This window comes from Acinetobacter sp. 231_lipA (genome assembly GCF_058243005.1).
This window is the reverse complement of the sequence record NZ_JBZAYU010000001.1, coordinates 3,339,369-3,353,782: the sequence shown is the minus strand read 5'-3', so window position 1 is coordinate 3,353,782 and position 14,414 is coordinate 3,339,369. Positions and strand designations below refer to the sequence as shown.

Sequence of the window (14,414 nt, the reverse complement as noted above, 5' to 3'; positions counted from 1 at the left end):
AGAAAATTGATGAGCCAAGATTTGTAGCCATAAGCTACTAATGATTTTTAACTGAAGAGTTTGATCATGGCTCAGATTGAACGCTGGCGGCAGGCTTAACACATGCAAGTCGAGCGGGGAAAGGTAGCTTGCTACCTGACCTAGCGGCGGACGGGTGAGTAATGCTTAGGAATCTGCCTATTAGTGGGGGACAACATTCCGAAAGGAATGCTAATACCGCATACGCCCTACGGGGGAAAGCAGGGGATCTTCGGACCTTGCGCTAATAGATGAGCCTAAGTCAGATTAGCTAGTTGGTGGGGTAAAGGCCTACCAAGGCGACGATCTGTAGCGGGTCTGAGAGGATGATCCGCCACACTGGGACTGAGACACGGCCCAGACTCCTACGGGAGGCAGCAGTGGGGAATATTGGACAATGGGCGAAAGCCTGATCCAGCCATGCCGCGTGTGTGAAGAAGGCCTTTTGGTTGTAAAGCACTTTAAGCGAGGAGGAGGCTACTTAGATTAATACTCTAGGATAGTGGACGTTACTCGCAGAATAAGCACCGGCTAACTCTGTGCCAGCAGCCGCGGTAATACAGAGGGTGCGAGCGTTAATCGGATTTACTGGGCGTAAAGCGTGCGTAGGCGGCTTCTTAAGTCGGATGTGAAATCCCTGAGCTTAACTTAGGAATTGCATTCGATACTGGGAAGCTAGAGTATGGGAGAGGATGGTAGAATTCCAGGTGTAGCGGTGAAATGCGTAGAGATCTGGAGGAATACCGATGGCGAAGGCAGCCATCTGGCCTAATACTGACGCTGAGGTACGAAAGCATGGGGAGCAAACAGGATTAGATACCCTGGTAGTCCATGCCGTAAACGATGTCTACTAGCCGTTGGGGCCTTTGAGGCTTTAGTGGCGCAGCTAACGCGATAAGTAGACCGCCTGGGGAGTACGGTCGCAAGACTAAAACTCAAATGAATTGACGGGGGCCCGCACAAGCGGTGGAGCATGTGGTTTAATTCGATGCAACGCGAAGAACCTTACCTGGTCTTGACATAGTAAGAACTTTCCAGAGATGGATTGGTGCCTTCGGGAACTTACATACAGGTGCTGCATGGCTGTCGTCAGCTCGTGTCGTGAGATGTTGGGTTAAGTCCCGCAACGAGCGCAACCCTTTTCCTTATTTGCCAGCGGGTTAAGCCGGGAACTTTAAGGATACTGCCAGTGACAAACTGGAGGAAGGCGGGGACGACGTCAAGTCATCATGGCCCTTACGACCAGGGCTACACACGTGCTACAATGGTCGGTACAAAGGGTTGCTACCTAGCGATAGGATGCTAATCTCAAAAAGCCGATCGTAGTCCGGATTGGAGTCTGCAACTCGACTCCATGAAGTCGGAATCGCTAGTAATCGCGGATCAGAATGCCGCGGTGAATACGTTCCCGGGCCTTGTACACACCGCCCGTCACACCATGGGAATTTGTTGCACCAGAAGTAGGTAGTCTAACCGCAAGGAGGACGCTTACCACGGTGTGGCCGATGACTGGGGTGAAGTCGTAACAAGGTAGCCGTAGGGGAACCTGCGGCTGGATCACCTCCTTAACGAAAGATTGACGATTGGTAAGAATCCACAACAAGTTGTTCTTCATGACGATGTATCTGAGGGTCTGTAGCTCAGTTGGTTAGAGCACACGCTTGATAAGCGTGGGGTCACAAGTTCAAGTCTTGTCAGACCCACCAAATCTGACTAACAAGCATTATTAAATGCTGAATACAGAAAAACAGAGACATTGACTTATTGATAAGCTGGGGACTTAGCTTAGTTGGTAGAGCGCCTGCTTTGCACGCAGGAGGTCAGGAGTTCGACTCTCCTAGTCTCCACCAAATTTCAAGACAAGAAAACTTAAAGCACTGCTTTAAGGCTTTTCCTTGAAATTTAAGCAAGAAGCTATGCTTCGCGCAGATAGGTTGGATTATAGAATTTAGTAAGTTGAAGCTTATTAACTTCTGTGATTTATCACAGTTTCCTGACCTGACGAAGGCTGGAAAAATCATTAACAGAATATATTTGAGTTGAAATAATTTGTTCATACTCGTTTTTAAGATTGACATTAACAGTGATTTATTACTGATTGATGAAGATTGAAGAAATGAGTTACTAGCGAAATTAACTGAATCAAGCGTTTTGGTATGTGAATTGAATTGAAGCTGTACGGTGCTTAAGTGCACAGTACTTCAAACTGTAATGTTGAACGTTCTCACTTGTAGGAACGATCGACTGTTTGGGGTTGTATAGTCAAGTAATTAAGTGCATGTGGTGGATGCCTTGGCAGTCAGAGGCGATGAAAGACGTAATAGCCTGCGATAAGCTCCGGGGAGGCGGCAAATATCCTGTGATCCGGAGATTTCTGAATGGGGAAACCCACCTGTCATAAGGCAGGTATCGTATGATGAATACATAGTCATACGAGGCGAACGAGGGGAAGTGAAACATCTCAGTACCCTTAGGAAAAGAAATCAATTGAGATTCCCTCAGTAGCGGCGAGCGAACGGGGAAAAGCCCATTAAGTCATATCAGTTTTAGTGGAATGCTCTGGGAAGTGCAACCATAGTGGGTGATAGTCCTGTACACGAAAGGGCTGATATGATGATGTCGAGTAGGGCGGGGCACGTGAAACCTTGTCTGAATATGGGGGGACCATCCTCCAAGGCTAAATACTCCTGACTGACCGATAGTGAACCAGTACCGTGAGGGAAAGGCGAAAAGAACCCCTGTGAGGGGAGTGAAATAGATCCTGAAACCGCATGCATACAAGCAGTGGGAGCCGACTTGTTCGGTGACTGCGTACCTTTTGTATAATGGGTCAGCGACTTACATTCAGTAGCAAGGTTAACCGCATAGGGGAGCCGTAGAGAAATCGAGTCTTAATAGGGCGTTTAGTTGCTGGGTGTAGACCCGAAACCGGGTGATCTATCCATGAGCAGGTTGAAGGTTGGGTAACACTAACTGGAGGACCGAACCCACTGTCGTTGAAAAGCCAGGGGATGACTTGTGGATAGGGGTGAAAGGCTAATCAAACTCGGTGATAGCTGGTTCTCCCCGAAAGCTATTTAGGTAGCGCCTCGGACGAATACCATTGGGGGTAGAGCACTGTTTCGGCTAGGGGGTCATCCCGACTTACCAAACCGATGCAAACTCCGAATACCAATGAGTACTATCCGGGAGACAGACTGCGGGTGCTAACGTCCGTAGTCAAGAGGAAAACAATCCAGACCGCCAGCTAAGGCCCCAAAATTATAGTTAAGTGGGAAACGATGTGGGAAGGCATAGACAGCTAGGAGGTTGGCTTAGAAGCAGCCACCCTTTAAAGAAAGCGTAATAGCTCACTAGTCGAGTCGGCCTGCGCGGAAGATGTAACGGGGCTAAAACTATATGCCGAAGCTGCGGATTTGCAATTTATTGCAAGTGGTAGGGGAGCGTTCTGTAAGCCGATGAAGGTGTATTGAGAAGTATGCTGGAGGTATCAGAAGTGCGAATGCTGACGTGAGTAACGACAATGCGAGTGAAAAACTCGCACGCTGAAAGACCAAGGGTTCCAGTCCAACGTTAATCGGGGCTGGGTGAGTCGACCCCTAAGGCGAGGCCGAGAGGCGTAGTCGATGGGAAATTGGTTAATATTCCAATACTTCTATGTAATGCGATGAGAGGACGGAGAAGGTTAAGTCAGCCTGGCGTTGGTTGTCCAGGTGGAAGGTTGTAGGCATGTATCTTAGGCAAATCCGGGGTACTGTATGCTGAGAACTGATAGCAAGCTGTACTTGTACAGTGAAGTGGCTGATACCATGCTTCCAGGAAAAGTCTCTAAGCTTCAGTTACATAGGAATCGTACCCGAAACCGACACAGGTGGTCAGGTCGAGTAGACCAAAGCGCTTGAGAGAACTCTGCTGAAGGAACTAGGCAAAATGGTACCGTAACTTCGGGAGAAGGTACGCTGCCGACGGTGATAGGATTTACTCCTTGAGCTATTGGCAGCCACAGAAACCAGGCCCCTGCAACTGTTTATTAAAAACATAGCACTCTGCAAACACGAAAGTGGACGTATAGGGTGTGATGCCTGCCCGGTGCTGGAAGGTTAATTGATGGGGTTAGCGTAAGCGAAGCTCTTGATCGAAGCCCCAGTAAACGGCGGCCGTAACTATAACGGTCCTAAGGTAGCGAAATTCCTTGTCGGGTAAGTTCCGACCTGCACGAATGGCATAATGATGGGGGCGCTGTCTCCAGCAGAGACTCAGTGAAATCGAATTCGCCGTGAAGATGCGGTGTACCCGCGGCTAGACGGAAAGACCCCGTGAACCTTTACTGCAGCTTGACATTGAACTTTGATCTTACTTGTGTAGGATAGGTGGGAGGCTTTGAAACCGAGACGCTAGTTTCGGTGGAGCCAATCTTGAAATACCACCCTGGTAATATTGAGGTTCTAACTCTGTCCCGTTATCCGGGACGAGGACCATGTCTGGTGGGTAGTTTGACTGGGGCGGTCTCCTCCTAAAGAGTAACGGAGGAGTACGAAGGTGCGCTCAGCGTGGTCGGAAATCACGCGTAGAGTATAAAGGCAAAAGCGCGCTTAACTGCGAGACCCACAAGTCGAGCAGGTACGAAAGTAGGTCTTAGTGATCCGGTGGTTCTGTATGGAAGGGCCATCGCTCAACGGATAAAAGGTACTCTGGGGATAACAGGCTGATACCGCCCAAGAGTTCATATCGACGGCGGTGTTTGGCACCTCGATGTCGGCTCATCTCATCCTGGGGCTGAAGCAGGTCCCAAGGGTATGGCTGTTCGCCATTTAAAGAGGTACGCGAGCTGGGTTTAGAACGTCGTGAGACAGTTCGGTCCCTATCTACCGTGGGCGTTGGAAATTTGAGAGGATCTGCTCCTAGTACGAGAGGACCAGAGTGGACGAACCTCTGGTGTACCGGTTGTGACGCCAGTCGCATCGCCGGGTAGCTATGTTCGGAAGGGATAACCGCTGAAAGCATCTAAGCGGGAAGCCTACCTCAAGATAAGATTTCCCTAGGACTTTATGTCCTCTAAAGAGCCGTTGAAGACTACGACGTTGATAGGTTGGATGTGGAAGCATAGTGATATGTGAAGCTGACCAATACTAATTGCTCGTGAGGCTTGACTATACAACACCCAAACAGTTGGTGTTGTGGTTCAAATCACTGCAAACAACTTGATTTAGTTATAAAGCTAGATAAAATATCCAACTCAAATATACCTGTTAATAACTCATTTGATGAAAGTTAGGCACGAAGAGCACTGCTCTGAGGTTAGACCCAACGAATAGTCATAAACAGTTGTGCTGGCGACAATAGCAAGAGTGAACCACCTGATCCCTTCCCGAACTCAGAAGTGAAACCTCTTAGCGCTGATGGTAGTGTGGAGTTATCCATGTGAGAGTAAGTCATCGCCAGCTCATTAATTCTAAATCCCCCTCCGCTTAATGCAGAGGGGGATTTTTTTATGCAAGGAAGGTTGAATAATGTTAGATAATAAAAAAAGAGATAGAGAACGAGTGAAATAGCTTATCTATAAGGGCATAAATGGTAAAAAGCCAGCATTTTCTGGTTTTTATGTCTTATTTAAAAGAGGTTATAGAGCATCTTTTAAGTTTTCTTGATGTGCTTTAACCTGTTTGGCATATTTCTTACCTTGACGCTTCATCTTCCAGCTGGAATGGTAGCCTGTTGGACCGACATTATAATAAGCCAAAGCTTTGGGCCAACTTTCTGCTTTTTGGTTATAGTTAGCGAGAATATAGGTGCCACAATTAATATTATTAATCTCTTCAAATAAATCGCCAGGGCAGGTTTGTTGCCAATAGCGTGGAATAACTTGAGTAAGTCCAATAGCACCAGCAGGGGAAACAGCATAATTTCTATAGCTAGACTCTTGTCTTATGACGGCTGCAACTAGTAATGGATCGACATTATAGCGATCGGCACTTTGTACAATCATGGGTGCAATACGTAGTGCTGTATTGGGCTCAACAGCGTATGCCTTTTGAATGCCATTGGCTAATTTTGCTGAACGCTTTTCAACCGAACCGCCACCTAGTGATGCACAACCAGTAAATATTAAAGTTATTGTTAAAATTAAAACAGATTTAGCTTTAATATGAGATGTTGGCAAGTATCGTTGATAATTCAGCAAACTGTATATCCATTGGTATAATGTCTGAGAAGATCATATTGAGCTGTGCAATTACAGTCAAGTTGAGACAGAAGGTACTATTTTATGGTTTTGTTAAATCCGTACTTTATTTAAGCGAAATAGATGTGATTAATCAAAAGTCTATATTTTTATGCGGTGAGTAGAACCACTTGCAAAGACAGTTTTGTCACATAAATACAGAGTATTTAAATTTACCATACCTGATCGTATGGACCAGTCAAAGAAATTCCTCTTGCTTATAATAAATAGCCTAAGTAGCTTCTAGGCATCTAAATTTGTAAGACTGGCTATTCTCCAAATATTAGGGTGGAAATTAGGAAGATGTAAGACCTAATGTAAAGACATGACTGACGTTGATAAAAAACTTTTAAATTTCAAAAAAGAGTGATTTACACGCAACAGAAAACAGCATCGGCTATTTTTTTATGATGATAATTATTAATACTATTAAAAAAAATAGAGTGAGGGTGCATATAAAATTAAAAGCATTTATGTATTATTAAGCATGTTAAATAAATTTAAACTCACATGATTGTGATACGTTTTTTTGAAGCGCAATAAATAAGTTTAGGCGTTGTTAGATAGCATGAATTTGAGTCTAGTGATTTCTTATTTCATAGTACTTTCAATGTGAAGCCATAATTCTTTATTTAGAGAAACCATAGCTTCAACATATCCGAATGGGACGTTTTATATTATTTCAATTCGCTCGATGACTTTCCTAATTCACGGCGTGCGATAATGAGTTGCTGAATTTGTTGCGTTCCTTCAAAAATATCTAGAATTTTAGAATCTCTTGCCCATTTTTCCAAAAGCTCATCTTCGTTGTAGCCGACAGTTGAAGCAAGTTCGACGCACTTAAGGGTAATTTCATTACAAATTCGACCAGCTTTAGCTTTGGAGATGGAAGCTTCTTTTGAGTTCGGTTTCTTGTTATCTGCCATCCATGCAGCTTTTAAGGTCAGTAAACGAGCCGCTTCCCATTCGGCTTCCATACGATAAATTTGATTCACAATATGAGTCGTTTGTAAGTATGGCGTTATATATTGAGGATCTAAACAATCGCTGAAGATCTCTTTAATGCGTTCTAGTGAGGCCTTGGCACAGCCTATAGCCATGGCTGCAACGAGCGGACGGGTATTATCAAAAGTTTCCATCACGCCAGCAAAGCCTTTAGCAATGTCAATTACTGCATTTCCCAGTAGGTTATTGGCAGGCACTCGGCAGTCGATTAAACGAATAACTGCGGTATCAGAGGCTTTGATTCCTAGTTTATGTTCTAAACGTTCTACTTTCATGCCAGCAGTCCCTTTAGGAATTACAAAAGATTTGATGGCTGAACGACCTAATTTTTTATCCAGAGTTGCCCAAACGACGATAGCATCAGCACGCTCTCCTGAAGTCACGAAAATCTTTTCACCATTTAAGATGTAATCTTTACCATCTTTTATTGCTGTGGTGCGAATCGCGGCTGAGTCCGAGCCACAGTTTGGTTCAGTGATTGCCATGGCTGCCCATGTATTTTTGAAACGCTCTAACTGCTCTTCATTGGCAACAGCTGCAATTGCTGAATTTCCTAGACCTTGGCGGGGCATCGATAGGAGTAAAGCGGTATCTCCATAACACATTTCAATTACACTTAAAGCGGTAGAGAGATTCACTCCATTTTTATTGCCTTGTTCATTTGTACCTCGCTTGCCGACAGCAGCCCCCGCATTCATACCTTCACCACCCTCATTCATACCATCGACTAAAGATGCCAGCATATCCAGTTCTTTAGGGTAGCTGTGTTCAGCTTTATCGTATTTTCGGGAGATAGGGCGAAGTACATTGATGGCCACTTGGTGGGCTTGATCCATCAGTAATTTAAATTTTTTAGGGTTTTGTAAATTCATGCCAGTTTTCCTTTTTATTATGCATGTAGACCAGAGTGAACAATCGCTGTTGCACGTAAATCACGATACCAACGCTCAACAGGGTGTTCTTTGGTGAATCCGTGCCCACCTAAAATCTGTACACCATCGGTGCCAATTTTCATGGATTTTTCGGCACAAAGTAAACGTGCTAAATAGGCTTCACGGTGAAATGTTTGCCCAGATTCGGCTAGACTTGCTGCATTTAGGATGAGCATACGCATGGCGTCAATTTCGATGGCCATATCAGCAATCATAAAAGCAACACTTTGACGGTGAGAAATGGGTTCACCAAAGGCGGTGCGTTCATTGGCATATTCAATACAATATTTTTTGATCGCTTCACATGTGCCAACCGCCATTGAACACCACATTAAATTGCCGAGGTCTAAAAATGCCGTGTAGTTGAAATCTTCATCACCTAAGCGTAAAGCAGGGGTTTGATTAAAAATTAAAGTTGCTGTTTCCGTTGCTTTGAGCCCCATAGCGGGAGATTTTTTAAACTGAATACTTTCATCCCGTCTGAGAATAAAAACTTCAGCTTGGCCATTAAGTTCGGCATTAACAAGGAAAATATCTGCACTTTCAGCCAATAGTACCAGTGTCTTTTCACCTTGAATAAAATATTGACCATCACGTGAAATGGCTTTGGTTTTTAACTGGTAAGGATTAAAAGCAGGCGTAACTTCTTGAATTGCAAAGCTAGCGCGAATGCTACTGTCTTGCGCAAAACTATTTAAATATAAAGCTTGTACTTGCTCAGAACCCCATTGTGTAACGGCATTAATCACACTAAAGGTAGAGAGCATACCTGCGGCTAAACTAAAATCACCTTTGGCCAGATGTTCTGCAATAAGTACATTACTCAGAATATTTTTCTCAGCAGCGACACCACCGAGTGCCTCAGGCAAAGCATAAAAGTTCAGACCTAGCTCTTCAATATATTGCCAAAGTTCTGTTGGAAAAGTTTCATTTTGATCGGCACTTGCGGCTAATGGGTAAAGTATATCGGCGGCAAACTGTGACATGGTGTAGATGGCCATTTGCTGATCTTCTGAATAGCTCAGATCAAATAATGATTTTTCTTGATTGTTGAGTCGCTGTTTATGCAGATCCTTATTGGCTTTAAAGGCTTTTTGTGTTTTTGATAAAGTCTTATAGCCCGCTTTTGAGCCTTGATAAAGCGATTTCTCCACAAATTTTCTAAGCTTTAATTGGTCAAGTACGTCGCTACTTGCCATTTTTGTGATCAGTGATAAGCCAAATCCCTGCGCCTTATTTACCATATTTGTCATTATTTTCATCCAGCAGAATTATTCTGTGGTTTTATGCTGACATAGCGGCACACGAATAACTATGTCATGACTGACATGATGTATTGTCAAAGATAAACGGTAGGTTGTATGCTTTAAATTTCTCTAATCTTTTGTTTTTAAATATTTTTGTTGAATCGTTTGGAATTGAAATGATTGATCAATTGACCAAAATGACATCGCGTCATTTTGGTCAATGTACTTTTAGATAAATTTTTTCACCATTGCACGAACATTGGTTTTCGCTTCAATCACAGTCATAAATGTATAAGCACCGATGAATTTACGGCTGATAAACATAAATTCTTTCGGTGGAACACTGAAATAACGAGATGCCATCGACTTAGAAGCTTGCTGCATTACACGGCTATGAAGTTGGCTTGCTTTCCAGTCATAAGCAAAGTGTTCATCCATAACACCAGCAGGTAAGTCAGGGTTATTGCTTGGGCTGCTGAATGCTTCAGTTGCAAGTAAGAAAACTTTAGCCATATCGGGTTTAATGCTTTGAGGGATAGAGTCGAAAAACTCATAGCCTGTCATTGCTTGAACCATTTCTTCACTACTATGATTAAACCCAGCATGAATGAGCTTACGTGCAACGCCAAGTAAATGTTCATCAAACTGTCGGATTGCGCCAAAATCAAGCAGAACGATTTTATCCAAGATGTCATTGCCATTGCCTAAGCGAACGAGGTAATTACCAAAGTTCGGGTCGGTCTGCATTTCACCCCATTCAAAAATCTCGCGTACCGCAATTTCAAGTGATGCTTCGCCAAGTTTGTTGCGACGTTCTTGCGGAAGAGACAGCATGACTGGGCTGTTAATCGGCACACCACGCTCAAATGTCATACACAATACTTGGTCTGTGCAGTAGCCATCTATAATTTGCGGCACGATGTAGCGTGGGTCTTCTTTTAAGCGAGCAGCAAAGCGGCGTGTGGTTGCAGCCTCAATTTTATAATTCACTTCACGGTGCATCATCTCACGAACTTCATCGAACCATTGGTCGAACTCGCGTGTTTGCGGAACCATTCGTGTCAGTTTAAGCATGTTTTTGAATAGACTCATGTCTGAGTCAATGGCTTCAGCAACGCCTGGATATTGAATTTTCAATACCATCTCTAAACCATCAGACTTACGCGTTGCACGGTGGACTTGTGCCAGTGATGCAGTGCCCAGTGGCTCATGATCGATGGTCAAATCATCTAGCTTAGAACCCAATTGGCTGTGTAGTTGCTGTTTAATCGCAGGCCACGCTAAAGCGACCGTTTGATTATTTAACGTATTTAAGGCTTGCGTGATTTCTTCAGGTAGAAAGTGTTCACCATAAAGCGCCATCATTTGGCCAATTTTGACGATAGAACCTTTAAGTTTGCCTATTTCAGAAACAAGATAATCGGCCTGTTCTTTCATTGCTTTTTTGCGTTTCTTTTCTTTTTCTTCTTCGCTAGAAAACATAGTTGTCGCATTAGACGCAGCCCAACGTGTTCCAGCAAGCAACGAAGCTTTGGCAATCGATAAACGACGATCCATAGAGGAGGTTTTCAGTTGTTTAAGCTTATCGTTGTGATCTGACATAATTCAGTAAAATCCTTTCATCAGCAAGGGCAGCATTTTAGATTGTAACGGATAATATCGTGTATTCACGTATTAAAAAAGTTCAACTTGCTGAATCTCGAGTTAAAAAAGGCCATAAGTGTTAAGCAACCATCTAAATAAAGCCTAATCGGGATTGTTACATGCGAAATTTTACTTTAAGCGTATTTTTCTGAATCAATTCATCTTTATGCATTTGTATGTGTTGGAGGATCATTTCTTGTACCGGTTGGTGCATAAATCCATGTGCATAACCTTTAACAATGATGATGCTCGGTAGGCTAAAAAAGAAGTATCGGGCATCCTCAATGGTTGCATATTCATAGATCCCTTGCTGCTGTAACAGTTTCTGGAAATAAGCTTTTTCAGTATCGACATGATTGTTTTCAGTGTCATTCCAATAGCGTTCACGCATCGCCATTAAATTATTGTGTTTATAACTCATAAGTTTGGGGAATATTGGCAGAAGAACTCACTTTATAATAAGGCTGTTTGATCAGGTTTCAATGCCAAGCCTGTGACTTCATGTAAAAAGCTGTGAGGTGGAAATTTTATAAGAGGCTAGTATGTTCATACAAAATAGGATGTTATATTAAAGCGCTGCAGCACGCAGATGCTGTGAATGACTAGATTAAAAAATGAATGAAGAAAATTTGCTTTGGGGAAAGGAATTGAAACAAATATTCAGTGCGTTGCTTGTTGTGGGATTATTCAGTGGTTCAGCCTTTGCAATGGGTCCAACTAAAAAATATGAAGCATGCATGAAGCAAACTGGTAATGTGTTGAGTGAAATTGATGCATGCATGAGTAAAGAATATAAAGTACAAAAAAAGCGCTTAAAGAAAGTATTTAAGCCGTATTTAGCGAAGGCTCCTGTAGAAGAGCAGGGATTGGTTAAACAGTCTCATCAGCAATGGCTGGCGCAGCGTGATCAGATTTGTAACAACAAACCTATCGTGAAAAATGAAAAGACGGAATTACAGCGTATTTCGTGTCTGATGCAAATGACACAAACCCGTGCAGATATGTACGAAGCACTTACAGGCCGTATAAGCAAATAAGAGCAAAGCGTATGAAAATGTGTTTGCTGTGCATCAAAACATTATAAATCATAGAAAAACAGGGTATCATAAGGCGTTTTTATTATGACCTTGGAGACGCCTTTAGTGGATCGCCCGACTATTAGCCCTGAACATATACAGGAAGCCGCTGAAAACTTAAGCACAATTCGTGATTTTATCCGTTTTGGAGTGACAGCATTACGTCAATACGATGCACATTTAGGTCAAGGTACAGAAGACTATTTTGCTGAAAGCTCAGCTTTGGTTTTACAAACTTTATCTTTAGATTGGAATGCGGATGCTGAAATCTTAGAGTCGAAGCTACTACCAAGCGAAAAGACAGAAGTTTTAAGCTTATTAGAACGTCGTATTAATGAAAAAGTACCGACTTCATATTTGCTTAATTTGGCATATTTTGATGGCAAACCATATTATGTCGACGAACGCGTACTGATTCCACGTTCACCGATTGCAGAATTGATTCAAAACCGTTTTGCACCTTATTGCTTAGGTGAAAATGGCCAAATGGGTGAAGCAGTCAATAACTTGCCAGAAAACCCGAATCCAAAAACGCCACAACGTATTTTAGATATGTGTACGGGCTCAGGTTGTATCGCGATTGCTCTGGCTTATGCGTACCCAGATGCCGAAGTAGATGCAACAGATATTTCTAAAGAAGCTTTAGAAGTGGCTCAAATTAACTCGGAACACCACGACAAACAGTATCAAGTGGCTTTACTTGAGTCTGACCTGTTCTCCAAAATTCCTGCTGAAAATCAATATGATCTTATCGTGTCGAACCCACCTTATGTGGACGCTGAAGACATGGCAGATTTACCTGAAGAATTCCACCATGAACCAGAATTGGCTCTGGCAGCAGGTCAAGATGGCTTAGATTTGGTTCGTAAAATGTTAGCTCAAGCGCCAGATTACTTAACTGAAGATGGTCTCATCGTGATTGAAGTGGGTAATTCTGAATGGGCAATGCGCCAAAACTTTAATACTGTTGATTTTTACTGGTTACAGTTCCAAAAAGGCGGTACAGGAATCTTTGCATTGACTGCGGTTCAATGCCGTCAATTCCGTGATTTATTCATTCAATCTGTTCAAGCATAAAAGGAGTCGTTAGACATGGCAGGTAATAGTGTAGGGCAACTCTTCCGTGTAACGACTTGTGGTGAATCTCATGGTGTAGGCTTAATGGCGATTGTGGATGGTGTTCCACCCGGCCTTGAGCTTACAGCAGACGATTTACAAAAAGATTTAGACCGTCGTAAGCCAGGCACATCTAAATTTGCGACACAGCGCAAAGAACCTGATGAAGTTGAAATCATTTCAGGTGTGTTTGAAGGTAAAACGACTGGAACTTCAATTGGTTTACTCATTCGTAATACCGACCAAAAATCGAAAGACTACGGTAACATTGCACAAAGCTTCCGTCCGGGACATGCAGACTATACTTATACACAAAAGTACGGTTTCCGTGATTACCGTGGCGGTGGTCGTTCAAGTGCGCGTGAAACGGCTATGCGTGTGGCTGCGGGTGCAATTGCGAAAAAATACTTGGCTGAAAAGTTTGGTATTTTAATTCGTGGTCATGTGACCCAAATTGGAACTGAAGTTGCGGAAAAATTGGATTGGAATGAAGTACCTAATAATCCATTTTTCTGTGGCGATGTCGATGCCGTACCGCGTTTTGAAGCACTGGTGACTTCATTGCGTGAACAAGGTACCAGTTGCGGCGCAAAGCTTGAAATTTTGGCTGAAAAAGTACCTGTCGGTTGGGGCGAGCCTGTCTTTGACCGTCTAGATGCTGACATTGCCCATGCTATGATGTCGATTAACGCGGTCAAAGGGGTTGAGATTGGTGATGGTTTTGCCGTTGCTGGTCAGTTTGGACATGAGAGCCGTGATGAGTTAACGACTGATGGCTTCCTTGCGAACCATGCAGGTGGCATCTTGGGTGGTATTTCGAGTGGTCAAACTATTCGTGTGGCCATTGCGTTGAAACCAACAGCATCTATTACCACACCAGGTAAAACGATCAATATTAATCGTGAAGATACTGACGTATTAACCAAAGGTCGTCATGACCCTTGTGTGGGTGTGCGTGCGGCTCCGATTGCAGAAGCAATGCTTGCGATTGTTTTAATGGATCACTTTCTGCGTCATCGTGCTCAAAATGCAGACGTCGTTGCACCATTTGCACCGATTGAATACTAGAAAATTCTCTTTATATTTAACAGAATACATATTAAAGTCAGACTTCGGTCTGACTTTTTTTATTTACGTATGAAAGCTAATCTTAAAT

Annotated in this window: 8 protein-coding genes, 2 tRNA genes and 3 rRNA genes; 8 read left to right on the top strand and 5 right to left on the bottom strand. The window is 43.3% G+C overall.

All coding sequences use genetic code 11. The features are described from left to right. Positions 1 to 48: 48 nt before the first annotated feature. From AC4CUX_RS16465 to rrf, 5 genes are all read left to right on the top strand, one after another. Positions 49 to 1,586 (top strand): 16S ribosomal RNA (locus AC4CUX_RS16465). Positions 1,587 to 1,647: 61 nt separating this feature from the next. After that, a tRNA-Ile gene (locus tag AC4CUX_RS16460) sits at positions 1,648 to 1,724 on the top strand. 68 nt (positions 1,725 to 1,792) lie between these two features. Then, positions 1,793 to 1,868, top strand: a tRNA-Ala gene (locus AC4CUX_RS16455). Between the two features lie 410 nt (positions 1,869 to 2,278). Further along, a 23S ribosomal RNA gene (locus AC4CUX_RS16450) occupies positions 2,279 to 5,172 on the top strand. 175 nt (positions 5,173 to 5,347) lie between these two features. After that, positions 5,348 to 5,462: ribosomal RNA gene (gene rrf / locus AC4CUX_RS16445) — 5S ribosomal RNA — on the top strand. The 16S, 23S and 5S rRNA genes sit together here with 2 tRNA genes alongside, the layout of an rRNA operon. Before the next feature lie 176 nt (positions 5,463 to 5,638). Here the strand turns inward: rrf and AC4CUX_RS16440 are convergent. The 5 genes from AC4CUX_RS16440 to AC4CUX_RS16420 form a co-directional block, all read right to left on the bottom strand. After that, a complete protein-coding gene (locus AC4CUX_RS16440) occupies positions 5,639 to 6,199 on the bottom strand; it encodes a lytic transglycosylase domain-containing protein (protein ID WP_005399395.1) in 561 nt (186 codons plus the stop codon). Positions 6,200 to 6,915: 716 nt separating this feature from the next. Further along, positions 6,916 to 8,115: an acyl-CoA dehydrogenase family protein gene (locus tag AC4CUX_RS16435; protein WP_005399396.1), complete on the bottom strand. Its 1,200-nt coding sequence runs from the start codon at positions 8,113 to 8,115 to the stop codon at positions 6,916 to 6,918. 17 nt (positions 8,116 to 8,132) lie between these two features. Next, entirely contained in the window at positions 8,133 to 9,428 is a 1,296-nt protein-coding gene (locus AC4CUX_RS16430) for an acyl-CoA dehydrogenase family protein (RefSeq protein ID WP_005399397.1), read from the bottom strand. A gap of 222 nt (positions 9,429 to 9,650) precedes the next feature. Continuing rightward, complete coding sequence (locus tag AC4CUX_RS16425; protein ID WP_004693012.1) at positions 9,651 to 11,024, bottom strand: ABC1 kinase family protein; 1,374 nt, start codon at positions 11,022 to 11,024, stop codon at positions 9,651 to 9,653. Positions 11,025 to 11,181: 157 nt separating this feature from the next. After that, positions 11,182 to 11,487: a hypothetical protein gene (locus AC4CUX_RS16420; RefSeq protein ID WP_005399398.1), complete on the bottom strand. Its 306-nt coding sequence runs from the start codon at positions 11,485 to 11,487 to the stop codon at positions 11,182 to 11,184. Positions 11,488 to 11,713: 226 nt separating this feature from the next. Here AC4CUX_RS16420 and AC4CUX_RS16415 point away from each other — a divergent pair, with 226 nt between their 5' ends. The 3 genes from AC4CUX_RS16415 to aroC all read left to right on the top strand — a co-directional run bounded on the left by AC4CUX_RS16415 (position 11,714) and on the right by aroC (position 14,326). Beyond that, a complete protein-coding gene (locus AC4CUX_RS16415; protein WP_490792572.1) occupies positions 11,714 to 12,103 on the top strand; it encodes a lysozyme inhibitor LprI family protein in 390 nt (129 codons plus the stop codon). Positions 12,104 to 12,208: 105 nt separating this feature from the next. Further along, positions 12,209 to 13,219: a 50S ribosomal protein L3 N(5)-glutamine methyltransferase gene (prmB, locus tag AC4CUX_RS16410; RefSeq protein ID WP_005399400.1), complete on the top strand. Its 1,011-nt coding sequence runs from the start codon at positions 12,209 to 12,211 to the stop codon at positions 13,217 to 13,219. 15 nt (positions 13,220 to 13,234) lie between these two features. Next, positions 13,235 to 14,326 carry a chorismate synthase gene (aroC, locus tag AC4CUX_RS16405; RefSeq protein ID WP_005399401.1) on the top strand — a complete coding sequence of 364 codons (1,092 nt, stop codon included), beginning with the start codon at positions 13,235 to 13,237 and terminating at the stop codon, positions 14,324 to 14,326. Positions 14,327 to 14,414: the final 88 nt, after the last annotated feature.